Source organism: Komagataeibacter saccharivorans (assembly GCF_003207825.1).
GTDB classification, from domain to species: domain Bacteria; phylum Pseudomonadota; class Alphaproteobacteria; order Acetobacterales; family Acetobacteraceae; genus Komagataeibacter; species Komagataeibacter saccharivorans.
This window is the reverse complement of the sequence record NZ_NKTY01000013.1, coordinates 42,206-65,243: the sequence shown is the minus strand read 5'-3', so window position 1 is coordinate 65,243 and position 23,038 is coordinate 42,206. Positions and strand designations below refer to the sequence as shown.

Here is a 23,038-nt window from a genome sequence, read left to right as displayed (position 1 = left end):
GTATCATTTTCTGGTCAGGGATGGATCGGCAGCCGGCATGTCAGGGTCGGGGTTCTGACGGGGCGCAGGCGCTGCCGCTACTTTCATCGCGCCATCAGGTCTGTCCCGTATTTGTGGATCGGTCAGCGGGGCTACATTGAAGCGCATGCAACTGTCTGCATTGCCGGACACGCTGAATACGGCGCCGGGGGCGAGAACCAGTTTCTGCTCAAAGGCCACCTGTGATGACAGCCCTTTTCGCCGTATGGCGGGGTGGGGAGCGGCCACGGCCTGCCTTCTGGCTTGTTTCGGTTTCGGGCCCGATGGCGGTGGTCCTGTTTGCCCTTGCGCGAAACGGCTTGCATGATCGGGGGGCGTGACGGGACAGGCGCATCTGTATAGTGATACCGGAGCAGGGCATCACCACGCGATAGGCACCCTGTAAAGAGAAGGGCAGGGATTTGACATGATCGGGACGGCAAGGCTGACGTTATCCTACCATACTAGGGCCGATTTCGATGATGTCCATGCGATGTGGAGTGATCCGGCGGTTGTCCGTTTCATCAACGGGCGTCCGTTGTCGGAACAGGAAAGCTGGTTCCGCCTGCTGCGCTATCGTGGCCTGTGGGATCTGCTGGGCTATGGTTACTGGTGTGTGCGGACAAAGGCCGACGGCAGGTATGTCGGTGATGTCGGATTTGGAAATTTCCACCGTCCCATAAAACCGGCCCTTGGTGATACGCCCGAAGCCGGGTGGGTTCTGGCGTCATGGGCGCATGGTCAGGGTTTTGCCACCGAGGCGTTAATCAGCATGCTGGACTGGATGGACAATGTGCGGGGCATCGACCGTACCGTGTGTCTGGTCGCACCGGAAAATGCACCGTCCGTCAGGGTGGCGGAAAAAGGTGGCTACCGGCTGCTGCGCGAAGTGTTGTTTGATGATGAACCGACACTGCTGCTGGAACGCGTGAAGCCTGAAAAACGACCTGTGAGCTGAAGGGGGCATTTCTTTGGGCTATCATAGTCCACGGCAATGAATAAATGTTAGGTATTGCTCATGCGGCCTTCACAGGCATCGGGAAGAAAAATACAAAGTCGTTTCAGTAATAAAAAAGTTCGATAGATAAAAATAGAACTATATTCTGTACGCCATATCAGACGCTTTCATATCTTTCGGTAACGAGCAGACTGTAACAGGCCAGAAGACAGGAAACCTGCGTAATCTTGAGATCGTGATGGGGAATGCTGTGCAACTTCGTCCGCCCTGCTTCCTTATACGGTTCACGCGAACTGATCGCAGAGTTTAAGCGCCCGGTATTTAAATCATCGGTTCGGATGGGCGTTACCCTGCCATGCCCCCAGGGGCAATTTTATCGTGTGTTGGAGGTCTGCTTGGATAAACCCGTTTCTGAGATCCCCTCCCCAAACCCGCATCCATCCACGCCGCCGACCATCCGTGTAATCGCCATGCCGGCAGACGCCAATGCAGCGGGCGATATATTCGGCGGCTGGCTTATGTCACAGATGGACCTTGCGGCAGGCAGCGCGGCGGCCCTGCGTTCACAGGGGCGGTGCGTGACTGTCGCCATAGACAAGGTGATCCTGCACCAGCCTGTGCTGATTGGCGATGAGATCAGCCTGTATACGGAAATTGTCCGTACCGGCCGCACTTCAATGTCGATCCATGTTGAAGCATGGCGCCGCGCACGCAGATCGCACGAAACCAGCAAGGTCACCGAAGGACTGTTTACTTTTGTCGCCATTGACGAAGACAGACGCCCGCGTGTCCTGCCTGAAGCATAGTTCAGGCAACATATCATATAGGGTGATCCGTATATTATGGGGATCGGCAGCGGCCTGATTTTCCTGCCTGTGTATAATTGTGTCCAGCCCGCCGGGGCATTGGCCGGGCGGGGAACCTGTCCTATAAAATCAGCGTGGGCTGTATCCGACTGATCGTAACAGATCGGGCCGGATGGTGGCCGCAGGGTGCTTTTATTGCGGGATGGGCGTGTCAATGCAGGAAACTCATTTATCCAACAGTCCGGTTTCCGGGCCTGCGGACCAGCAGGACGCGCACACCACCAGTCTCATGCAGCTTTATGAAGGCATGCTGGCCAAAAATCCTGACCAGATGGATGCGCTATACTTTCTGGGTACATTATATGCCCGGCATGGATGGCCGGAAAAAGCCATACCTCTGTTAAGGCGTGCTCTGGCGCATATGCCCAGGAATGTGGAAGGCTTTAATACCCTTGGGCTGGCCCTGCGGCAGGCAGACCATATGAAAGAAGCCGTAGCCGCGTTCCGTCGGGCGCTTGAACTGGCGCCGCATTATCGCGCGGCCCTTGTCAATCTGGGCGACACGCTGAGCGGATGCGGCGATCAGGCCGGGGCGATCGCCGCCTATCGGATGATTCTTACAATTGACGGGCATAACGCGGATATCAGCCGCTACCGGGAAATACTGGTCAGCAACCCCACGGATATTGCCACCATAAACAAACTGGGCAAGGCCCTACAGGCCACGGGTCGATATGAGGAGGCAGCGAGCCAGTTCGAGCAGGCCCTGACATATGCCCCCGATAATGTTGAAACCACCCTCGATCTTGGCGCGCTTCTGATCGATATGGAACGCAGGGACAGGGCAGCAGACTGTTATCGTGCCCTGCTGGCGCATCGTCCCGACAGTTATACGGTCCATATGCAGTTGGGAAAGCTGCTGCATAAGAACGGCCGGCATAACGAAGCGCTGCATCATTTCAAAAAGGCCCGGACCCTGAAACCCGATGAGGCCGCGGCACATGCCGCCGTGGCCGCCGTGTTGCAGGAAACCGGGCAGATTGAGGCAGCGATACAGGGGTTCCGTCGTGCCATTGCGTTGGCCCCGGACCGTGCGCGGTATTATTTATGTCTGACACGCCTTGCAAAACTTGCCGCCGATGATCCGGTTCTGCCGGTCATGCAGAAACTGGCGGCGGATAACGCCACATCCCTGCCGGATAAGGAACGTTCCGATATTCATTTCGCGCTGGGCAAGGCGCTGTCGGATATTGGCGAACACCAGCGCTCTTTCGCCCATATCCAGCAGGGCAATGCGCTGCGCCGTCGCCATATTAAGTATGATGAAAAGCGGGTATTCGCAGGCATGCGCAAGATGCGCGAGCTTTTTTCGACGGAAGCGATAGCCGGTCTGGCCCGGACCGGCCATTCATCGACCCAGCCCATTTTCATTGTTGGCATGCCACGATCGGGATCGACACTGGTTGAACAGATACTGGCGCGTCACCCTGCGGTTTATGCGGCGGGCGAAGTCGGTACCCTGCTTGATACATTCAGGGATGCGGCCACACAGTTTCCGGCGTGGAAAACGGTTGCCCCCCTTGCGCATCTGACGGAAGCCGAGCGGTTTGCAGTGGCCGAAGACTATCTTCAGCGGCTGAACGCGCGGGTTGTCGACTGGACGGGGGATGAACCGCCACAGCGTATTACCAACAAGACATTGGGCAATTACCTGTATATCGGCCTGATTCACCAGTTATGGCCGAATGCACGCATTATTCATACGATGCGTGACCCGGTGGACACCTGCCTTTCCTGCTTTTCAATTCCATTCAATACGCAGGAATTCTCTTTCGATCTGGGCGAACTGGGCCGCCGTTATCGCCAGTATCATGAACTGATGGAACACTGGCGCAAGGTGCTGCCCGCTGGCGCCATGCTGGATGTGCGTTACGAAGATGTAGTCGAAAACCTTGAGGCCAGCGCACGGTGCATCATCGCGTATTGTGGACTGGAATGGGATGAGGCCTGTCTGGATTTCCATAAGTCCACCCGTCCGGTCAGGACATCCAGTATGGAACAGGTCAGAAACCCGATTTACCGTAATGCAATCGGGCGCTGGCGTCCCGATGATGAAACGCTTCGCCCGCTTCTTGAAGGGCTTGGTTCCCTGAAGGATGGTGTTTAATCCGGTTCTTCACCGGAGCGGTGTTTTTGAAGCTTGTTGAAAAAAGCTTCACCAAAAACTTCTTTCTGTTGTGGATAGAGGGATGGGTGGCTGCTGATCAATTTACAAAAAGGATCTTTGGCTTCGTATCCGGTGTTTATGAATATGGTGATAAATTGAATTACTGTATTCATATATTATTATTTAAATAAATAAGTGTAGTTGTGGTGGGGAATCGGTATAATCGGTTCCCGATAGAATGGCCCTGCGTGCGGCATTATATTTCTATATCTGCCGGGTAATATTCATCAGGTATACCATATCTGCCACGAAACAGGGCGCTGGTTCAGGAAACTGCCCTGCAGGTTCGCCCATCATCCACTGGTATTCCGGTCAGGAATTACTTCACTGTTTCCCGCCATGACCATGCAACCGGATCATCAGGGCGTGCGTTCATCTTTTCCCACCTACAAGGTGCCTCCATGCCTCTCGTCCGGTTTCCCTGTCCACTGGTCGTGGCTATTCCTGTGCGTAATGAAGCGGAGCGTATCGGCCCATGCCTGCGCGCCCTTGCAGACCAGCAGCGGGCCTGTCTTACCCATGCCGTCCTTCTGCTCAACAACTGTACTGATGATACGGCGCATTGTGTGCAGGCGCTTGCCGCACAGTTACCTTTCGGTATTTCCATCGCCACCCGCCTCTACCCGCCAGACGTGGCCCATGCCGGAACCGCGCGGCGCGAAGCCATGGAAATCGCGGCGGAGCTGGCCGGGCCGGATGGCGTGCTGCTCACGACCGATGCCGATGCCGTTCCCGCCACGGACTGGCTGGTCAATACGCTGGCTTCCCTTGCCAGAGGGGCAGACGCCGTATGCGGGCGCGCCCTGATTGACCCGATGGACGCGCTGCTGATCCCCGCGCATCTCCATCGCGATGACGCAGCAGAAATCGCTTATGCCACGTTACTGGACCATATTCATGATCTGGTGGACCCTGATCCACATGATCCGTGGCCCCGCCATACGGAACATTCCGGCGCCAGCATTGCCGTGCGTGCGTCTGCCTGGCAGCGGGCAGGGGGCATTCCAGCCCTTTCGCTGGGGGAAGACCGGGCTTTCCTTGCGGCTTTGCGCCGTGTGGACGCCATTATCCGCCATGCGCCGGATGTAACGGTAACCGTATCTGGCCGCACGGCGGGACGGGCACGCGGCGGCATGGCCGATACCATGGCACGCCGCCTGGTCCGGCAGGATGAAATGCTGGATGACAGTCTTGAACCCGCAATGCACTGCCTGCGTCGGGCGCGGGCCAGTGCGGCCCTGCGCCGGTTACGCATACGACCCCGAACAGGGGATGAGCGGATGACCGCTGAAAAACAGCTTGCCGATTACCTGCATGTCGGGGTGCAGGATGTAGCCCATATGGCGAAGGAGCGTTTTTTTGGCATGGCGTGGGAGAAGCTGGAAATTGCCAGCCCGCTGCTTGTTCATGTGCCGGTTAAACGGGCCGATCTGCCCATGCAGCACCGTATGGCCGAACGGATCGTGTGTGGACTGCTCTCTCCCGCCCCGTCTTCTTCCCTTATCCCGACAGCTTCACCCCCGGGCGGAATGTAGCGTCGCTAAGTACATCGATACGGTATTGCGGGTACTGGCGCGCATGGGTCACGAGCAGCCCGTCGTTGAGGCAACAGTTTATGAAATGCCCGGCGGCGGTGTTGCCATCGCATGGCGTATCGGTCGGCCCGGTCCAGTTGACCAGAATGATGGGCGCGCCATGCCGGCGCACATACAGGCATTGCGCAGCAAGCTGGCTGATATCGGCGGGTGAAAGGAAATAGAGCAGTTCAGATATAACGATCAGGTCGCAGCCATGCCGCACCAGCGGCGGGAACATGTGCGGAAGCTGCCCTCGATGGAACGATACCCCCGCCAACCCCGCGCAGCGGCGGCGTGCCTGCACAAGGGCGGTTTCGGACACATCCACGGCAACCAGCCGGTCGCATTGCCGTGCCAGTTGCGCCGTCATCATGCCGATGCCACAGCCCAGTTCCAGCGCATGATGAAAATGCCGGCCGGCCACCAGACGCAGCGTCTGGCGGTATTTTTCACGTTCATATACCCGTGTGGCAAGTCCCCAGGGATCGGGATGGTGGCGGTATATGCGTTCAAACACGTCACGTGACCAGCTTGTCATACTCATGGCCTGACAAAGACCTCAAAATCCGAACTCAGTGCCGCCAGCAGGTCTTCGGGCAGGCTGAAAGCTGTCGGGTCGTCTGTAATCAGGTGTCCGTACTGGCTTTCATGCATGGCAATGGCGCGGGCCTTGTGCGCGCGATAGGGCGATATATCCAGCCGCATTCCCACCGGCATGTCATGATCCAGTTCCCTGTCAGCCGGGATCAGCCAGCCCCATACGGGATAGGCAAGCAGGGCTATGGCACAATGCTCCTGTAATGCCACACCCATTTTCCACGCAGCTTCATGATCGCAATGCGGGTCAGCCCGCCATGGGGCCAGCACGGTGGTACAGCCATGGGTTGCGACAAGCCGTGCCAGTTGACTGACCGCATGCCCGAAAACGGGACCGCTATGGGGGGCGGCGGCATCGGGCAGACCCATAAAACCGATCCGCTGTCGCGACAGGCCCAGACATTCGACCGCGCGTATGGCTTCCGCCTGCCGCTGCTGCCGCAGGCGATCGGCAGGCCAGGTGGGGGAGTTGGGGTGGGAAGCAGCCCCGTCGGTCACAATAACCACAACAGGCGGCCGACCGGCGGCGCAACAGGCGGCGATCAGCCCCCCGCACCCCAGACTTTCATCATCCGCATGGGGCGCAAGGATCAGGACCGTGCCGGGTGCAACAGCCGACAGGGGAGCCACGGGCAGGCTGCGCAGCGCCGTATGTATGGTGCCCGCTTTCACTATATGCGCTCCATTTGGGGCAGGTTGCGACGGGTAAACCATTCTGCGGCTTCGAGCAGCGTTTCATCCGGGGCAGGCTGGCGCAGATAGGTGGAAAGATCACGAATCAGGCGTTCCACGACATTGGTTTTGACAAAGGCGGAAAGCCCAAGGCCCCGCTGCGCCAGTTCGATCACTTCCAGCCCCGCCCTTTCCACCGCAAGCCGCGCCAGATTGACCGTGGCCGCGACATCCCCGGCTTCATGATCGTCGGTTCCGGCGGCAATCAGGGCTGCCTTGCATGTCCATAACCGGGCGGTTTCAGCCGCGATCAGGGCCGTGCCGATCCGTGCCTGCTGACTGGGATTTTCCGCCCGGTTACGCGCGCATAACTGTTCGCGCAGAAGGGTGACAAGCCGGTCGACGCCACCAAGGGCCACGGCCATGCCCCGCCATGCGCCTGCCGAAAACTCGGGCTGGCGCAGGTAATCCCCGCTCTGGCCAATCAGTGCATCGGACAGGACCATCGTGCCCGTAAAATCATACCGTCCGGCGCCTGCGCCCCGCATGCCGGTAATCCCGTCCAGACAGGGGGCCGCATTATGCTCGGTATCCAGTGGCACCAATATCATCCGGGTTGCGTCATCAGCCGTGCTGGCTGTTATGAGCGCCCGCGTGACTTGCCGCACACCGGATGCAAAGATTTTTTCTCCGCGCAGTATGATGGTGTCCCCCGTCTGTTCCATGCGTACGGGGGCAGTGCCCTGTGTTACCCATACGCCGAACAGGGCACCATCATGAATATCCGCCGCCGCGCGGGCGAGCTGTTCGGGCGTGCCATAACAGGCGATCAGGCGGATGGCGTTGACGTGCCCTTCCACTATGCGCCCCAGTGAAAGATTACCCTCGCCTGTCAGGCGCAGCAGGTGCAAAAGCCCGATTGCCCCCTGACAGCCATCTCCGAACCCGTACCCGCCCAGTGTTGCAGGCAGTACTGCCGATAATCCCCCCAATTCCCGCACGCGGCGCAGGCCGTCTGCTGGAAAAGTGCCCTGTGCATCATTGATGGATGCTTCTTCTTCCAGTTCGGCGCGGCAGGCTGACAGGGCATCGAAGGGAAAGGTCATGTACCGCCAGCTCCTTCTGTCCGGTTACGTTTGCGGGGAAAGCCGCTACGCACAGACACAATACGGCGCTGTCTGATTAGTTCCCTGTAACCGGCGGGGGTAAAGCGGGGGACAGCAACGCCGCAGGTTTTCAATCAACTATCGTGCGCAGTTCAGATAAAAGGCGTGGCTTTCTGTTCAATTCGTCCTGAAACCATCCTATATATACGCAATCAACCCGTGCATGTTTCAGGAAACGAAGCGCCCATCATGACATCCCCATCCCAGATGTCCCTGTTTCCGCTCAGCGTCTACATGCAGCGTATCTGTCCGCAAAAGAATGAATGGCGTTACTATGCCATGGTCATTCAGCCGGACCTGTTCGGTGGCGCGGCATTGATGCGGCGGTGGGGCCGGATTGGTGCGGCCGGGCGGATCAGACTGGATCTGTACGCCAATGAAGGCGCGGCGGCAAATGCGCTGGCTGCACTTGTCCGGCACAGGAAAAAACGGGGTTATCGGCTCGTTTCCTGACGGCCGGCGGGGTGGACCGGCTGCGGTCGGCATACCGGTTTTTCGGTCTGCCCCTGAAAAATAGGCGCAAAAAAGAGGGAAACCCCGCAAGCCCGCCTGTCGTTAGGTTGGGCATGTTGAAAAACAGGCCACTCTATCGCTCTGTTCCTTCCCCACATACCGGAGAAAGATGATGATGCATCACGCATATGGTCATGCACGCACTGACCGTACCGCCTTTTCCCCCGCGGACAATCATGCCGGTGGACAGGACCCGAAAGCCACCGGAACCGGCGGTCCCCGTGCGGGAGAAGATGAGCCGGAATCCACACTCGACAATGACAGGAAAGTCGAAGAAACAAGCCACAAGGGTACACAGCAGAACCCGGATGAATGCGACGGGCATTCTCGCCCGCCGGAGAAAAATCCATAACGGGCGCTGTGATACGGCAGAGCGCGTTTCGCATGTTTTCAGGCCATGAAGTGTAGCGGCCCGGTGCCCCTGTGTGTCGTGACACCATTGTCCACGCACCGGGCCTGCGCAGATAGCATGCAACCTTCATCCTATTCAGCCCCTTAGAAATACAACGGCATTTTTGCCAGACAGGAGATTGAATTATGAAAAAGACAATACATGCCGCATTATTGGCCGCCGTTGTCGCCAGCGTGCCCGCCATGGCGATGGCGCAGACAGAACCGAGCAGCGGACCCGCGCCGACAGCAGATTCCGCTGCCTCGGCTGTTGGAAAAAGCCCGTCTTCGGCCACCACTTCCAGCGGCAAGCGGGTGGAACCGTCGGACAAGTTATGGAACAATCCCCGTACCGTATCCGAGCAGCCGGGAACCCAGCCGCCCGCTAATGCCGGAACCCATCGTACCCTGCCGGGGAGCGAAGGTCGCAGCAGCCGGGGCGGCAACAAAACGCCTTCGCCCTCTGACAGCGGCGAACAGTAAGGGATCGTCTGAAAAGAAATCCTGGGTAAAAACCTCCTTATGATTTCTGGACAGACTTTTCAAACAGCCCCGCAGCCGCTGGTTTGCGCATCCCCTGTTCAGGTGGCATTATAGCAGCCTGAACGGGGCGTGGGTCTCGCGGAAGTCAATCTGTATCTGAATGAATATTCGGGATAGTCACCTGTTCCCCTCTGTGGGGATGGGTGCGCTGTCCCGTAATTTTTTGTGCCTTGATTGATACGGAACAGCATTTGTGCATTGCGATGGTCTGAAAAGAAATGTGCTGCTTATGCCATTTGTTCACGCAAAGAGATGGCGTTAACGGAATCCATCCCATTTTCTTTAGTAGTAATTGCACAGATCGAGAGTGGGAAGAAAAATGGAATAGAAATATTGTCCCCTCATATCTTTCCTTGCAAACGCACCATACGGTGCACGAAAGAAAACGGTCATTGCGCCTCATAAAACAATAGAACGATTCTTAATTTATATTATGAATTCGATATGTATTTCATAAAGTCGTATTATTTTTATTTTCTGTTTTCGCAGATGATGCGAAACCACCCCATAGCCCTTCCGTTGAGCTATCCGCAGCGAACAGTGTTGAGGTCGCTTTCTTACCCCAGAACCATGGGAAGTCAGAAATAACAAGGATCTCAAATAGCCGCTGCCATCCGAAAGGGTAAGTAATCATGACTTATCGTATCTACCCACACGAATATGCCGGCCTTCCCGCAATGGCGCCCGCAGACAGCCATGGGGGCGGTGGGGCCGAGCATAATCCGGGCAACTTCGCCAATGACCGCAAAAAAGCGTCCGAAGCCGGACAAAAAGGCGGTCAGCACAGCTCGGGTAACTTTGCACAGGACCCTGCAAAAGCGTCCGAGGCCGGTCGCAAGGGCGGCCAGCACAGTTCAGGAAACTTTGCCGAAAACCCGGAGCGCGCCGCAGAAGCCGGCCGTAAAGGGGGCCAACACAGTCACGACCACGACAAGGGCTGAACCGGGGGGCGGAACCTGTAAAGGTTCCGCCCTTTTATTACGGGGGGACGACAATAAAAAGAACATATCGCCATCATGGCGATGGGTTTTCCGGTAAGAAATTGCAGGGATATAAAAACCCTGCCTGCCGGAACCTTATTTCATGAGTAATGTTTAGAGAAAGTAATATTCTACCTACTTTTATGCCAATGCCGCCTTCAGGTGCATGGAGACATATCCAATGAAAAAAAGCATGATCGTAATGCTGGGACTGGCAGTCTGCATGTCCGGCCCCGTCCTGGCGCAGTCCATTCCGGAAAAAACGGGCGTGAACTCCCTTATGGGTGTAGCACCCCGGACGGCTGATTTCATCAAGATCGCCACCATCAGTGACCTGTTCGAGATCCAGTCGAGCGAACTGGCCCAGCAGACCCACAATCAGGCCCTTGGTGCATTTGCCGCCCGCATGATCGAAGATCACGAAACGACTTCGACGGCGCTCAAGGGTATCGTGCAGAGCAACAACCTGCAGGCGGATCAACCCACAGCGGTTGATGAGAGCCACCAGACCATGCTGGATAAACTCAAAACCCTGCACGGTCGGGATTTTGCCCTTCAGTACCGGTCGGACCAGATTTCGGGGCACGAGGATGCCGTATCCCTGTTCCGTCGTTATTCGGAAGGCGGGGATAATGCTGCACTGAAAGCCTGGGCCGCCAAAACCCTTCCAACCCTTGAAAACCATCTGCAGATGGCACGTTCCCTGCCGCAGTAGGATTGCGTATCCTTATGGGGATATCCCGTGCGTCCTGCTTACACACAATACCGCATTATCAATGCCCTGAGTATTATTTCGTAGTTAATTGGGTACGCAGTAAATTATCAGGGTGCCGGGGGCAGATGGCCAGCTTCACACCACTGTTTCCCATCCCATACCCTTCTCGCCACCGGCTGTTTCATCCCATTCGATGGAATGCTTTTGCCCTGCGGTTCCAGATCGCTACGTACACCATTTTATTACGATTGCGATAGTGTATGATGGAAACCTGTCTCGCGACCAAAAAGGGTTTCATATCATGACGTCTGCCTCCGATTCTTTTATTGAAGCCCTGCCCAAGGCGGAGCTTCACGTCCATCTGGAAGGCACGCTCGAACCTGCGCTGAAGATCGTCCTCGCCCGCCGCAATGGCCATGCGATCCAGAGCATGACGGAAGACGATATTCGCGCCGGTTACGTATTCGATGACCTGCCTTCCTTTCTGGCTCTTTATTACGAAGGCGTGGAACTGCTTCAGACCGAGCAGGATTTTTATGACCTGTGCTACGCTTACCTTAACAAGGTCGCATCGCAGAACGTTTTGTATACCGAGATGTTCTTCGATCCCCAGCTTCACACCCGCCGGGGCATTGCATTCGAGACGGTCATAAAGGGTATCAGCCGCGCCCGGGCGGATGCGCAGCGCGATTTTGGCATCCGGTCCCAGCTCATCATGTGTTTCATCCGCGAAATGAGCGCGGAATCAGCCGATGAGACATTTACCCAGGCGCTTCCCTATCTGTCGGAAATTATCGGTGTAGGTCTTGATTCGGACGAGAAGGGTAATCCTCCCGCCAAATTCGCCCATGTATTCCGCCGTGCGCGTGAAGCCGGACTGCATGTGACAATGCATTGCGACATTGACCAGCAGAATACCCATGAACATATCCGTCAGGCGCTTGAGGACGTGGGAAGCGAGCGGCTCGACCACGGACTGAATGTGCTGGAAAAACCCGAACTGCTTCAGCAGGCACGGGAGCGGCATATTCCCTTCACGGTCTGTCCGTTCCCCAACATGGCGATCCGTCCCGGCAGTAATGAAAAGGACATTCGCGCCCTGCTGGATGCCGGTCTGACCATCACCATAAATTCCGATGATCCGGGTTATATGCAGAGCGTGTATATGAACGAGGCCATGAAAATGGCACGCGACGGCGCGGCCCTGACGCCCGAAGAACTGGTCACGATCAGCCGCAATGCGTTCAACGCTGCGTGGATTGGCGCTGAGGAACGGCGCGCATATCTCGACCGGCTTGATACGTTCGCCCGGAGCGAAGGCGTCGCGGCGATCGGTTGATCGGCAGCGGGTACCCTGTATGTTCTGTGTAGAGGGTACCCAACCCGTCGCCTGCTGTTTTCAAACGCCCTCTGTGATCAGACGCTTTTTATCAATTGCGGTCGCGGTATCATTGGCCCTGTGGCGCGGAGCGGATCAGGTAATATAATTCAGGTGGTCCTTCAGCGCATTGTCCGGGGTTTTGACAAGGTCTTTATGAACAATATCGATGACTTTTGTTCGGGATGCGGGGTCAAGGTAACGGATGATTTCGGCACTGCTATGCGGTGGCGCGACGATCAGTAGCCTGTCGTAGCTACGGCTCCATTCATTGATCTGTTCAGAAACGAACTTTCCGAACGATTCCATGGCCATTCGGTGCGGATCATGATGCGGGTTCAGGGCATGACGGGCGGTGGAACCGGTATGACAGGATGCTCCGGGCGCGTCATTGCCAATGTCGGATGTCCGTTGATGGGCGGATATGGAGTCAAAGGATTCAACGGTATGCAGGCTGTGATTTGCCGCGGGTCGGACAAAGCGCGCATGTTCCCCATCGGCGATGATGATAAGGATATGTTTCGCAGTCATTGGTCCTGACCTTCACGGAAACATGGGCGGGGGGATGATGGTATCGCTGAGTGGTTCGCTGAAGGTGATGTTATCAATGACGGAAACGACGCCAGGCACATTTTCCGCCGCGACACGGGCCGCCGTGCGCAAAGGTTCATCCATGACAACGCCGGTCAGTTCAACAATACCGTTTTTGACGTGTACGTTGATGAGATTCCTGCCCGCCCACCTGTCCTGATTCTGGTATTCGCGCAGGATCGCCTGCCGGATGCTTTCATCGTCATCAACTTTTGATGCATCGGCAATGGCGGGCAGCAGCGCACGCAATATGTCCGCGCGCGCCACGATGCCTACAACATGGTCGTTTTTGACCACCGGCAGGCGTTTTACCCGCTGCCGGGTCATGGCTTCGACCGCGTCGCGCAGGGACGCGTCGGGCGCTATGGAAACAGGGGCGTTCGACATGACATCGGCCACCTTGCGCCCGTGCGTGTGGGCATATTCATCGGCGTAATTGCCAGCCGACCGGAACAGTCCCGCAAGCCAGGAATGTTCACCTTCGGTTTCCAGTTCGCTGCGATGAATAAGATCGCTTTCCGTGACGATGCCCACCAGTTCCCCCTTTGATGTCACCACCGGCAGGCCGCTGATCTTGTGCGCCAGCATCAGGCGGATGGCCGTCATGATGGTTTCGGTGGGTTCTATACTTATTGCGGGCGATGTCATTATGGTCTTGACCTGCATGGGACAGTACCTTTTTGTTTTATTCTACCGCAGATGCGTATTGACATGGATGGAAGCAATATCTCTCCCGCATTCGTGATGGCGGTGAAGTGTCATCATGTCGGGATTCCTGTCCGCCATGTTTCTTTTTTCGTTGTGGAGCATGGCATGCAGGTTTATGGACATTACTTTACCTGACGGCTGCTTTGACCAATATATATCCATGGGCAGGCAACATTACGTGGTATCGGAATGTGGACCCACGCGATTGGTCAGACGTTGGCGTCGCAGGTTGCTGGCCTGTGCTACAAGGCGGATGACATCCACGTCTTCCACCTGTGAAAAATCCCGATAATAGGCGCCAACGGCATACAGTGGCTGTGGTTGCAGCAGGCAGACAATCTGGTCACACTCCCCCGCAAGGAGCGCGATGGTTTCAGGTGGTGCAACCGGCACGGCCAGTACCAGCCGTGCTGGCCGGTTCCGCCGCACGGCGCGCAGGGCGGCGCGCATGGTGCCGCCAGTGGCAATCCCGTCATCCACGATAATCACCGCCCGACCGGTCAGGGATGGCGGCTGATGGCTGCCTGCATACAGATGGCGCTGCCGTTCGATTTCGGCGCGCTGGCGGGTAATGATGGCCTGGATCATCTCCGTACGGATACCCAGTCTTTCTATGGTGTTTTCATCCAGCACGACCTGCGGATCGGCGCCATCCACCATCGCACCCACGCCGTATTCCTCATGCCCCGGAATGCCGATCTTGCGCACGAACAGCAGGTCCATTTCCGCATCCAGTGCTTTCGCCACCTCGAATGCAACCGGCACGCCGCCACGGGGTAGGGCCAGCACCAGCGGGTGGGAAGACGCCAGCGGCAGCAGGGCTGCGGCCAGGGCGCGTCCGGCGGCCTGCCTGTTGGCGAATGCTGTGCTCCGTTCTGGCGGCATCTGTCTCTCCCCCAACGCAGGCTGCGCAATGGGGCGCGTTGTTACAGCCCGAACGGCCATGTTTCGGGCAGGCCGTGCGGGTGTTCATGCCCCAGCGGCGTGATTGCTTCCGTCTGCTCGAACCAGACCCATGCGTCGAACTGATCGGTAAGGGAGGCCTCGAAATAATGGCTCTGCAATTCCGTGTCGGGGCGGTAGATCACGCCGATCGCGCGTTCGCGCCGGGGGCCGCGCAATGCCGCGCGGAGCGATGAACGGCTGTGCCGCCAGTCTGTCAGGGCAGGGGAAAGGCCCGCGCGCAGGAAAGCATGTTCGTAGCTGTCGGCGCGGGCGGGCAGGACCGTGCGTATTTCCATATCCCCATCCCATTCGCCCGCCGCCGCCACGGTGCCGCGATCCGTCCCGAAACCGATCAGCACCGCTTCGTCGCCATGGGCCATGCGGCACAGTTCACCGATATTGAACTGTCCTTCCCATCCCATGGCGGTCGCGGCGGCATTGCCTATATGCGAATTATGCGCCCATACCACGGCCCGGGCGCCATCGCCCCGGTGGGCCAGAAGCGCCTGAAGGGTTGCGAACATATGCCGGTCGCGCAGGTTCCAGCCTTCGTTCATGCCGCGGTACATGATCCGGTAATACTGTTCCGCCGCGCGTACGATGCGGGCGTTCTGGGCTGCGTCAAACCATGCTTCCCCATCATCCTTAAGGTAACGCAGGCGGTTGCGCAGCAGGTCGCGCAACTGCGCCACCACGGCGTCCTCGGTCGCATGGTGCGCTTCGCCCATAGCGGCCCGGCCGTAATGGGTGGGGTCATGTCGCCACTGGCTCAGGGTGGCATAACGCTGCCGGGCCGATGCGGCGGCGTGTGGGTCAACCCTGTCCAGATATGTCAGGACGGCGTGGAGGGATTCGTCCAGACTGTAGATGTCGAGACCATGGAACGAAACCTGTCCCTCATCCGGCAGGTGTTCATTATGGTGGTGCAGCCAGCGGACGAAAGTGGCCACCTCCTCATTACGCCACATCCATGTGGGAAAGCGGGTAAAGGCCGCGCCGCGCCATGGACGCGGGGCCTGATGGCGGATGTAGTCATCGATCCGCGCGCCATCGGGCCAGTCCGCTTCAACCGCGATAATGGTGAAGCCGTGGTGTTCGATCAGCCTGCGGGTAATGGCGGCACGCGCACGGTAGAATTCCGACGTGCCATGCGTCGCTTCACCCAGCAGCACGACACGGGCATCGGCAAAGCGATCGAAAAACGCGCCAAATGCCGCGGTGTCTTCCAGTGGGGGCAGGGGTTCGGCATGTCGGGCAAGGGTGGGGACCAGATCGTCGTGGCCCTGTGTTGCCCGTACGGATGGTCTGGGTGTCATGGCTGTCGTTCCCGTTCAGGATAGCCTTCCGCCTGTATGCCCCGCGCTCCGGATCGTGCGGCGTTTGCGGTCCCTGCCGCTGCGGTATCGGGTTTCAGTTATCGTTGCGTATGCGCGATGCGCTGCCATTTACGTCACAGTGCATCTGTGCGGGCGCATCCGGCGTCTGGACGGCACCGTGGTCGCTGCCCGTGACATAATCCTGCAGTTCGCGTGCTTCCTGTTCCGCATTTTCGGCACGCATCTTGACGATGTCGCCGATACTGATCAGGCCGACCAGCTTCCCGTCCTCCAGCACGGGAACATGGCGGCTGCGGGAATATGTCATGCGGCATGCGATGTCATACAGGCTGTCATCGGGGGTGGCGGTCTGGATGTCCGTCAGCATGATATCGCGCGCGCGGGCGGATGATATGTCCCTGCCGCGCTGTGACAGGGCGTTGACGATCATTTTTTCCGATACCAGCCCCAGCAGCGCGCCGTCGCGGTCCACAACCGGCACACCACCGATATTGTAACGCACCAATGTATCCGCAACCGACAGGATCGGATCATCTTCGTTTACGGTAATGACCATGCGGCCTTTCTGGGCCAGCAGATGAAAGACACGAGAGGACATGGGAAAAATCCTTTCCATGTTTCCAGACAGAAAACACATCCCCCATGTTACAGGGCAGGGGGCGCGATCGCGGTTTTCATGATCGGTGCTTCAGGCGGCGTTCCGGTCAGGTTACGGGCAGGCATGGTTTTAACGGTGGCAGGCAGCAGCGGGTACAGCGCAGGGCCAGGAAAAAGACCCCCCATAATCACGATTATGGTCAGAACGATGGTAAGGGCCGTCAGTTCCGGTTGTGGCTGTCTGGCAATGGGCAGGGACGGTGCTACCCCTCCATTCATCATGACGCGGATGATGTTCAGGTAATAGTAAAGACCGATAATACTGCCGATCACCAGAACCAGCAGCAACACGTCGCGCTGGAGTTCGACGCCGGTGCCCGCAATTTCAAATTTTGCAAAAAAGCCGATTGTCGGCGGAATGCCCGCAAGCGAAAGCAGCATCACCGACATGGCCGTGGCGGGGAGCGGATTGGTGGCAAACAGCCCTTTCCATGCCGTAATACGGTTGCCATCCTGCCCCATGGCGGGGGCACATGCACAGATGATGGTGAAGACCCCCAGCGTGCTGACCGTGTAGGCCACGAGATAGACGGTCATCGCCCCGCCCTGCAGCCGTCCGGGGGAAAAGAAGGCGATAAGCAGATATCCCATATGGGCGATGGAGGAACAGGCCATAAGCCGTGTCAGGCTGTTCTGGCACAGCGCCAGCAGGTTCCCCCCCATGATGGTCAGGATGATGACGGCATATATTACCCCTTGCATGAAGGGCGGCAGGGGGCCGGCGCCGAAATACCGGACAAGGCTGGCGAATATCGCAATCTTGGCGGTTACGGCCGTAAAGGCGGCTATGGGCGGCGGTGCGCCTTCCATCACGTCGGGCAGCCACATATGGAAGGGCACAGCGGAAAGTTTGAAGAACATGCCAGCAAGGATCATGACCGTCGCCACCTGCGCCATGGACGGCGCAAAGCCCGCTGCCGCAACAGGTGGCACGAAGGCCAGCGAACCGCTCACGCCATAGGCCAGTCCCATGCCAAACAGCAGGATGGCAGATGAAACACCCGACAATATCAGATACTTCATCGCTGCTTCAGTGGCCTGCGCAAAGCGGTAATGCCGCGATGCGATCAGACCCATCAGGGATATGCCCAGAATTTCCACGCCAAGGAAAAAAGGCATGTAACTGGCACTGAACACCATGGAAGTGGCGCCAAGCGTGCCCAGCATCATAAGCAGCGGATATTCATCGGTCGGATGCGCCGCATCCCGCACCAGATCCCGCCACGACATGAACACGATGCACAATACCGACAGCAGGATCAGTAGCGCCGTATAGATCGCCCAGCGGTCCTGAACGAACAGGCCCGTCCCGTCAGCGGGCGGGGTGCCAAACGCATGGCTGACGCTGACAAGGGCGGCAAGCAGGGTCACGACCGCAATGACAAGGCTGCGGATCACACTGCGCCGCCACGCAATGGCCAGCAGCATAACCATCGTCCCGGCCGACAGGACAGGCAGCGGCGCGGGAAGGAAGATGTCATGACCGATCATGGCGCGCGCCTTTCCCCGCTGGCGGCAGCCGTCATGGACAGCGCGGACGGGACCGCGAACGTCATGAATGGCCGGGGATACAGGCCCAGCACGATGACAGCGACCATAATGCCGCCCAGAAGGGCCATCTGCCGGGCCGGAAAGTCCGTTACGGGCTGCGCGCCCGGTCGCGTGGGGGCAAGGAATACCCGATTGACCAGCCGGAGCGAATAGACCGCCGCCAGAACCAGACCGGCTGCGGCCATGACCGCCATTGCCGGACTGACCCGCCATGTGGCGAGGAGGACAAGAAATTCCCCCGCGAAATTTCCCAGCCCCGGCATGCCAAGCGATGCGACGGCAAAAAACACGCCCGCACCCGACAGGCGCGGCATGGCCGCCCACAGCCCGCCAATCATGCGCATGTCCCGGCTATGCACGCGATCCTGAATGGACCCGGCGATAAGGAACAGCGCCCCCGTGCTCAGCCCGTGCGCCAGCATCTGGATGATGGCCCCCTGCATGCCGGTCCACGATCCCGAAAAAAGTCCCAGCAGGACGAATCCCATATGGCTTACGCTGCTATAGGCGATCAGGCGCTTGATATCGTCCTGTTCGCACGACAGCCACGCGCCATACAGGATACCCGCAATCCCCAGCCCCATGGCGACCGGGGCGAAGCGGGATGCGGCATCGGGAAACAGCATGATATCGAAGCGGATCATGCCATATCCCCCGGTCTTGAGCAGGATGCCCGCAAGCACCACGCTGGCGGTGGTGGGGGCCTGTGTGTGGGCATCGGGCAGCCAGACATGCACCGGCACGACCGGCAGCTTGACGGCGAAGGCGACGAAAAAGCCCAGCATGAGCAGCATTGAGCCGAGCGGCGACAGCCCCGTGGTGGCCAGCGCGAAATAATCGAAGGTCAGCACACCCGTCTGCCGGTAATGGATGATGACCAGGCCGAGGATGGACAGCAGCATCAGCAGGCCGCTACCCTGCGTGAAGATGAAGAACTTCATCGCCGCGCGCTGCCGGTCCTCGTGTCCCCATTGCGCAATCAGCACGAACATCGGCACCAGCATCAGTTCCCAGAAGAAGAAGAACAGGAACAGATCGGTGGCAAGGAACGTGCCGATAATGCCCGTCAGGGTGGACAGGAACAGGAAATGGAAAACCCCGGCACTGACCGTAACCTGCCGTGTCGAAAACATGACGCACGCAAGGCACAGCAACAGGGAAAGCCAGATCAGGGACAGCGACAGGCCATCCATATCCAGCCGGACCGCAATGCCCATCTGCGCAATCCACGGCAGGAAGAAATGATCCCGCCATCCACCCGCCTGTAGCGCAGGCCGCAGGCTTTCCACCACCAGCAGCACCGTTTCCAGCACAAGCACCACGACGCTAACAAACCACGATATGCTGCGCATCCGCACGCCGGTACCGACATGCAGGCGGTCCGCCAGCCACGCAATCACGCCCCCCGCGACGGGTAGCACGACAAGGGCGGGAAGCAGGCTCATGACAGCATCGCCCATGCAAGGGCCGCGCCCAGCCCGGCCACGATCCAGCCCGCATACCAGCGCACGCGGCCATTTTGCATCCGCACCAGCACAACTGTCCCCTCCCGACCCACCATGGCCGTGCGTTCGGCGGCGAGATGCAGGGCGGCGCGTCGTGCCCGCATCATCATCCGGCTTGTGGCGCGTGTCATCCAGCCTGCAGCCGCAGCCAGCCGGTCAGGCAGATCGTAGCGCGTGATCCGCACCACGAAGCGTAGGGGCATGACCGGAAGCAGGTCGTCCGTTCCCCCCCCTGTTTCGGGGATTGTGCGGGTGACGGGTCCGGAGCGTCCCCACACGATCCATGCGATCCCTGCGCCCGCAACCGGTGTGATCGCGCCTGCCAGCAGAAGCCAGACAGGCTCATGCGGATGGAACGCCATGCCTGCTGGATCGACAAACCGCGTAAACAGATGAACCGGCGCAATGTCGCCGGGCATTTCAACGCAGCCGACGAATACGGACAGAAAGGCCAGACAGCCCAGCGGAACAGCCATGACCCACCGCGTGCGACCCGTGGGCACGGTTTTCTCCTGTCCATAAAAAACAAGGAAAACGCAGCGGAAAATATACAGGGCCGTCAGCAGCGCCCCGAACAGCGCCCCGCCCCACAGCAGATGACCCGAGAGGATGAAATCCGGTGTCAGCACGGGCTGACCCCGCCATACGGCGGACAGGATCATTTCCTTGCTGTAGAAGCCCGCCGTCACCAGCGGCAGGGCCGCCAGCGCGCCAGCCCCGATGACAAAGGCGGCTGTGACACCGGGCATGAAACGGCGCAGCCCGCCCATGCGAAAGATGTCCTGTTCATGATCGACACGCGCGATGATCGCACCCGCGCAGAGAAAGAGCAGCGCCTTGAAACAGGCATGCGTCACCAGATGGAACAGCGCCGCCTGCCACGCCCCCACCCCGAGCGCCAGATACATGTAGCCAAGCTGGCTGATCGTGGACCATGCCAGAATACGCTTGAGATCCGACTGCACCAGCGCCGTGCAGGCCGCCACCAGCAGCGTCAGCATGCCGATTGCCGCCATGATCGCCATGGCAGGCGCGGCTGCGGCAAACAGCCCGTGCAGCCGCGCGAGCAGATACACCCCGGCTGTAACCATCGTGGCCGCATGGATCAGGGCGGATGTGGGCGTGGGACCAGCCATCGCATCGGGCAGCCAGGACTGGAAGGGGATCTGCGCCGATTTGGCAAGGGCGCCCGTCAGCAGCAACAGCGCACTTCCCGTCATGACCGCCGGGGAAAGCTGTCCCGCCGTAACAGCAAAAAGCAGCCCGTCAATCTGGAGCGAAGCGGTAGCCGTCGCCATCATCAGCAGCCCGCACAGCATGGCCACGTCCCCGATACGGGTGATGTAGAACGCCTTGCGCGCGGCGGCGGTATTGGCGGGACTGTCATACCAGAACCCGATCAGCAGGTAGGAACACAGCCCCACCCCTTCCCACCCGATGAACAGGCACAGCAGGTCCGACGCCAGCACCAGCACCAGCATCGCAGCCACAAACAGGGTCATGCAGCCAAAGAACCGCGCGCTACCGGGATCAGCCGCCATGTACCCGATGGCATACAGATGGATCAGGAACCCAACGATGGTAACAACCGCAATCATGACAAGGGAAACCGGGTCCAGCGCAAACGCAATGGTGGCTGAAAAGCCCGGAACACGCATCCATTCCCACAATGTGACATGCAGCGGATAAGTCACCGCACCGGACATAAACCCCGCCGCCAGCACACCACCCGTCATGGCGGAAAGTCCCACCGCACCGGTCGCAAGTATCCCGGCGGAGCGCCCCTTGATCCGTCCCGCCGACAGGAACACGATCACGGTGGCGGCCAGCGGCCAGACAACCACAAGGGGGAGGAGTGCCGCCATGATCCTATCCTCGCAGAAGGTTGCCGGTATCGGCGTCAAGCGATGGGCGTCCGTGCGCATGCAGGCACAGGATGATGGCAAGCCCCACCGCCGTTTCGGATGCGGCAAGGGCAAGGATCATCAGGAACATCACCTGACCCGACGCATCCTGCCACCGTGCCCCCGCAGCGACGAAAACAAGCCCCGCCGCGTTCAGCATGATATCAAGCGACATCAGCATGAAGACGAGGTTGCGCCGCACCAGCACGCCCGCCAGTCCGATGGAAAACAGCAGGGCGGCCAGAAGCAGCGCCGCGTTGAATGGAAAGGCGGTCATGTCAGGGCCTCTCCCGCAGGGTTCGCCCGATATGAAAGGCGGTAACAAGCCCGGCCAGCAGCAGGAAGGATGCCAGTTCGACCATAAGTACATATGTCCCGAACAGGCTCAGCCCCACGTCGCGCGCATCAATCGGGAAAACGGCACCATCCGGGTCGGACAGCGTGGGCAGGCCGTAAAGAAGTTCGCCGCACGCCACGACCGCCAGCAGCCCCGGCCCGATCCATGCGCGTGGCCGGAGCCATTCTTTTTCCCGGTCCCGGTCAGGCTGGCCCAGATTGAGCATCATGATGACGAACACGAACAGCACCATGATGGCGCCGGCATAGATGATGATTTCCAGCGCCGCTGCGAACTGTGCGCCCAGCATGGCCAGCACCATGGCCAGCGAGAGCAGCGTTACCACAAGGTACAGCACCGCATGCACCGCCACCGGACAGGTGACGACCATCATCGCCCCCACAAGGGTCAGACCACCGGAAAGAAGGGGCAGGACATACATGATGCGTCAGGGCAGCAGGCTGTGAAGGTCGATGGGCGCGCGTTCATGTTCCGACGCGCCCCGGTCCTTGCCCGGTATGGGAACGCCCGCGACGTGATGGAAACTGTAGCCGGGATATTTTCCCGTCCCGCTGATCAGCAGGTCTTCCTTTTCGTAGACAAGGTTGGGGCGGGCATATTCGCCCATCTCGAAATCCGGCGTAAGCTGGATGGCGTAGGTGGGGCAGGCTTCCTCGCAGAAACCACAGAAGATGCAGCGCGAGAAGTTGATGCGGAAATAATCCGGATACCACCGGCCATCGCGTTCGGTCTTCTGCAGGCTGATGCAGTCCACGGGGCATGCAACGGCGCACAGGTTGCACGCCACGCAGCGTTCCCCGCCATCGGGGTCGCGCGACAGGATGATGCGCCCACGGTAACGCGGCGGCAGGTAGGGCTGCTGTTCGGGATACTGCACGGTGGCGCGCCGGTGAAAACCGTGCAGGAACGTCAGCAGCAGCGTGCGCAGGGTATCGAGCATGG

At 59.0% G+C, this 23,038-nt stretch carries 24 protein-coding genes; 9 read left to right on the top strand and 15 right to left on the bottom strand.

The features are described from left to right. Positions 1 to 3: 3 nt before the first annotated feature. Positions 4 to 267: a hypothetical protein gene (locus CFR79_RS15880; RefSeq protein WP_181417409.1), complete on the bottom strand. Its 264-nt coding sequence runs from the start codon at positions 265 to 267 to the stop codon at positions 4 to 6. Between the two features lie 178 nt (positions 268 to 445). Between CFR79_RS15880 and CFR79_RS09245 the strand changes: the two genes are divergently transcribed. From CFR79_RS09245 to CFR79_RS09230, 4 genes are all read left to right on the top strand, one after another. Next, complete coding sequence (locus tag CFR79_RS09245; RefSeq protein WP_110547714.1) at positions 446 to 976, top strand: GNAT family N-acetyltransferase; 531 nt, start codon at positions 446 to 448, stop codon at positions 974 to 976. Positions 977 to 1,446: 470 nt separating this feature from the next. After that, positions 1,447 to 1,782 (top strand): acyl-CoA thioesterase, encoded by a 336-nt coding sequence (locus tag CFR79_RS09240; protein ID WP_258373499.1) that lies wholly within the window; start codon positions 1,447 to 1,449, stop codon positions 1,780 to 1,782. A gap of 214 nt (positions 1,783 to 1,996) precedes the next feature. Further along, positions 1,997 to 3,949 carry a tetratricopeptide repeat-containing sulfotransferase family protein gene (locus CFR79_RS09235; RefSeq protein ID WP_181417408.1) on the top strand — a complete coding sequence of 651 codons (1,953 nt, stop codon included), beginning with the start codon at positions 1,997 to 1,999 and terminating at the stop codon, positions 3,947 to 3,949. 461 nt (positions 3,950 to 4,410) lie between these two features. Further along, entirely contained in the window at positions 4,411 to 5,544 is a 1,134-nt protein-coding gene (locus tag CFR79_RS09230) for a glycosyltransferase (RefSeq protein WP_110547712.1), read from the top strand. On the opposite strand, the gene CFR79_RS09225 is transcribed toward CFR79_RS09230, so the two are convergent. From CFR79_RS09225 to CFR79_RS09215, 3 genes are read right to left on the bottom strand one after another with little or no spacing between them, the layout of a single operon-like run. Next, a complete protein-coding gene (locus tag CFR79_RS09225; protein WP_110547711.1) occupies positions 5,510 to 6,130 on the bottom strand; it encodes a class I SAM-dependent DNA methyltransferase in 621 nt (206 codons plus the stop codon). The two genes, CFR79_RS09230 and CFR79_RS09225, sit on opposite strands and share 35 nt — an antisense overlap. After that, positions 6,127 to 6,855: a PIG-L deacetylase family protein gene (locus CFR79_RS09220; protein ID WP_110547710.1), complete on the bottom strand. Its 729-nt coding sequence runs from the start codon at positions 6,853 to 6,855 to the stop codon at positions 6,127 to 6,129. Before CFR79_RS09220 ends, CFR79_RS09225 begins: the two co-directional genes overlap by 4 nt. Next, positions 6,855 to 7,961 carry an acyl-CoA dehydrogenase family protein gene (locus tag CFR79_RS09215; RefSeq protein WP_110547709.1) on the bottom strand — a complete coding sequence of 369 codons (1,107 nt, stop codon included), beginning with the start codon at positions 7,959 to 7,961 and terminating at the stop codon, positions 6,855 to 6,857. The genes CFR79_RS09220 and CFR79_RS09215 overlap by 1 nt, the downstream gene beginning before the upstream one ends. A 249-nt stretch (positions 7,962 to 8,210) precedes the next feature. On the opposite strand from CFR79_RS09215, the gene CFR79_RS09210 reads away from it, so the two are divergent. The 5 genes from CFR79_RS09210 (at position 8,211) to add (ending at position 12,501) form a co-directional block, all read left to right on the top strand. After that, positions 8,211 to 8,474, top strand: a complete 264-nt coding sequence (locus CFR79_RS09210) for a WGR domain-containing protein (RefSeq protein ID WP_243705400.1) — start codon at positions 8,211 to 8,213, stop codon at positions 8,472 to 8,474. 597 nt (positions 8,475 to 9,071) lie between these two features. Then, positions 9,072 to 9,407 (top strand): hypothetical protein, encoded by a 336-nt coding sequence (locus tag CFR79_RS09200; protein ID WP_110547707.1) that lies wholly within the window; start codon positions 9,072 to 9,074, stop codon positions 9,405 to 9,407. Positions 9,408 to 10,099: 692 nt separating this feature from the next. Beyond that, complete coding sequence (locus CFR79_RS09195; RefSeq protein ID WP_110547706.1) at positions 10,100 to 10,408, top strand: con-10 family general stress protein; 309 nt, start codon at positions 10,100 to 10,102, stop codon at positions 10,406 to 10,408. A 220-nt stretch (positions 10,409 to 10,628) separates the two neighbouring features. After that, the gene (locus tag CFR79_RS09190; protein WP_110547705.1) at positions 10,629 to 11,162 is read left to right on the top strand and encodes a DUF4142 domain-containing protein; all 534 of its coding nucleotides are present in this window, start codon (positions 10,629 to 10,631) and stop codon (positions 11,160 to 11,162) included. Positions 11,163 to 11,463: 301 nt separating this feature from the next. Further along, positions 11,464 to 12,501, top strand: coding sequence for an adenosine deaminase (gene add, locus CFR79_RS09185; RefSeq protein ID WP_110547704.1), 1,038 nt, complete (start codon positions 11,464 to 11,466; stop codon positions 12,499 to 12,501). Between the two features lie 135 nt (positions 12,502 to 12,636). On the opposite strand, the gene CFR79_RS09180 is transcribed toward add, so the two are convergent. From CFR79_RS09180 to nuoI, 11 genes are all read right to left on the bottom strand, one after another. Continuing rightward, complete coding sequence (locus tag CFR79_RS09180) at positions 12,637 to 13,071, bottom strand: host attachment protein (RefSeq protein WP_110547703.1); 435 nt, start codon at positions 13,069 to 13,071, stop codon at positions 12,637 to 12,639. A 12-nt stretch (positions 13,072 to 13,083) separates the two neighbouring features. Further along, positions 13,084 to 13,779, bottom strand: a complete 696-nt coding sequence (locus tag CFR79_RS09175) for a CBS domain-containing protein (protein ID WP_258373498.1) — start codon at positions 13,777 to 13,779, stop codon at positions 13,084 to 13,086. 234 nt (positions 13,780 to 14,013) lie between these two features. After that, positions 14,014 to 14,724 carry a phosphoribosyltransferase gene (locus tag CFR79_RS09170; RefSeq protein ID WP_110547701.1) on the bottom strand — a complete coding sequence of 237 codons (711 nt, stop codon included), beginning with the start codon at positions 14,722 to 14,724 and terminating at the stop codon, positions 14,014 to 14,016. Positions 14,725 to 14,765: 41 nt separating this feature from the next. Further along, positions 14,766 to 16,100 carry an erythromycin esterase family protein gene (locus CFR79_RS09165; protein WP_110547700.1) on the bottom strand — a complete coding sequence of 445 codons (1,335 nt, stop codon included), beginning with the start codon at positions 16,098 to 16,100 and terminating at the stop codon, positions 14,766 to 14,768. A gap of 94 nt (positions 16,101 to 16,194) precedes the next feature. Beyond that, a complete protein-coding gene (locus CFR79_RS09160; protein ID WP_110547699.1) occupies positions 16,195 to 16,719 on the bottom strand; it encodes a CBS domain-containing protein in 525 nt (174 codons plus the stop codon). Positions 16,720 to 16,766: 47 nt separating this feature from the next. Then, entirely contained in the window at positions 16,767 to 18,269 is a 1,503-nt protein-coding gene (locus CFR79_RS09155) for an NADH-quinone oxidoreductase subunit N (RefSeq protein ID WP_110547698.1), read from the bottom strand. After that, entirely contained in the window at positions 18,266 to 19,774 is a 1,509-nt protein-coding gene (locus tag CFR79_RS09150; protein WP_110547697.1) for a complex I subunit 4 family protein, read from the bottom strand. The genes CFR79_RS09155 and CFR79_RS09150 overlap by 4 nt, the downstream gene beginning before the upstream one ends. Next, positions 19,771 to 21,699, bottom strand: coding sequence for an NADH-quinone oxidoreductase subunit L (gene nuoL, locus CFR79_RS09145; RefSeq protein ID WP_258373496.1), 1,929 nt, complete (start codon positions 21,697 to 21,699; stop codon positions 19,771 to 19,773). The genes CFR79_RS09150 and nuoL overlap by 4 nt, the downstream gene beginning before the upstream one ends. 4 nt (positions 21,700 to 21,703) lie before the next feature. After that, the gene (gene nuoK, locus CFR79_RS09140; protein ID WP_110547696.1) at positions 21,704 to 22,015 is read right to left on the bottom strand and encodes an NADH-quinone oxidoreductase subunit NuoK; all 312 of its coding nucleotides are present in this window, start codon (positions 22,013 to 22,015) and stop codon (positions 21,704 to 21,706) included. Between the two features lies 1 nt (position 22,016). Continuing rightward, entirely contained in the window at positions 22,017 to 22,517 is a 501-nt protein-coding gene (gene nuoJ, locus CFR79_RS09135; protein WP_110547695.1) for an NADH-quinone oxidoreductase subunit J, read from the bottom strand. 6 nt (positions 22,518 to 22,523) lie between these two features. Next, positions 22,524 to 23,036 (bottom strand): NADH-quinone oxidoreductase subunit NuoI, encoded by a 513-nt coding sequence (gene nuoI, locus CFR79_RS09130; RefSeq protein WP_110547694.1) that lies wholly within the window; start codon positions 23,034 to 23,036, stop codon positions 22,524 to 22,526. Positions 23,037 to 23,038: the final 2 nt, after the last annotated feature.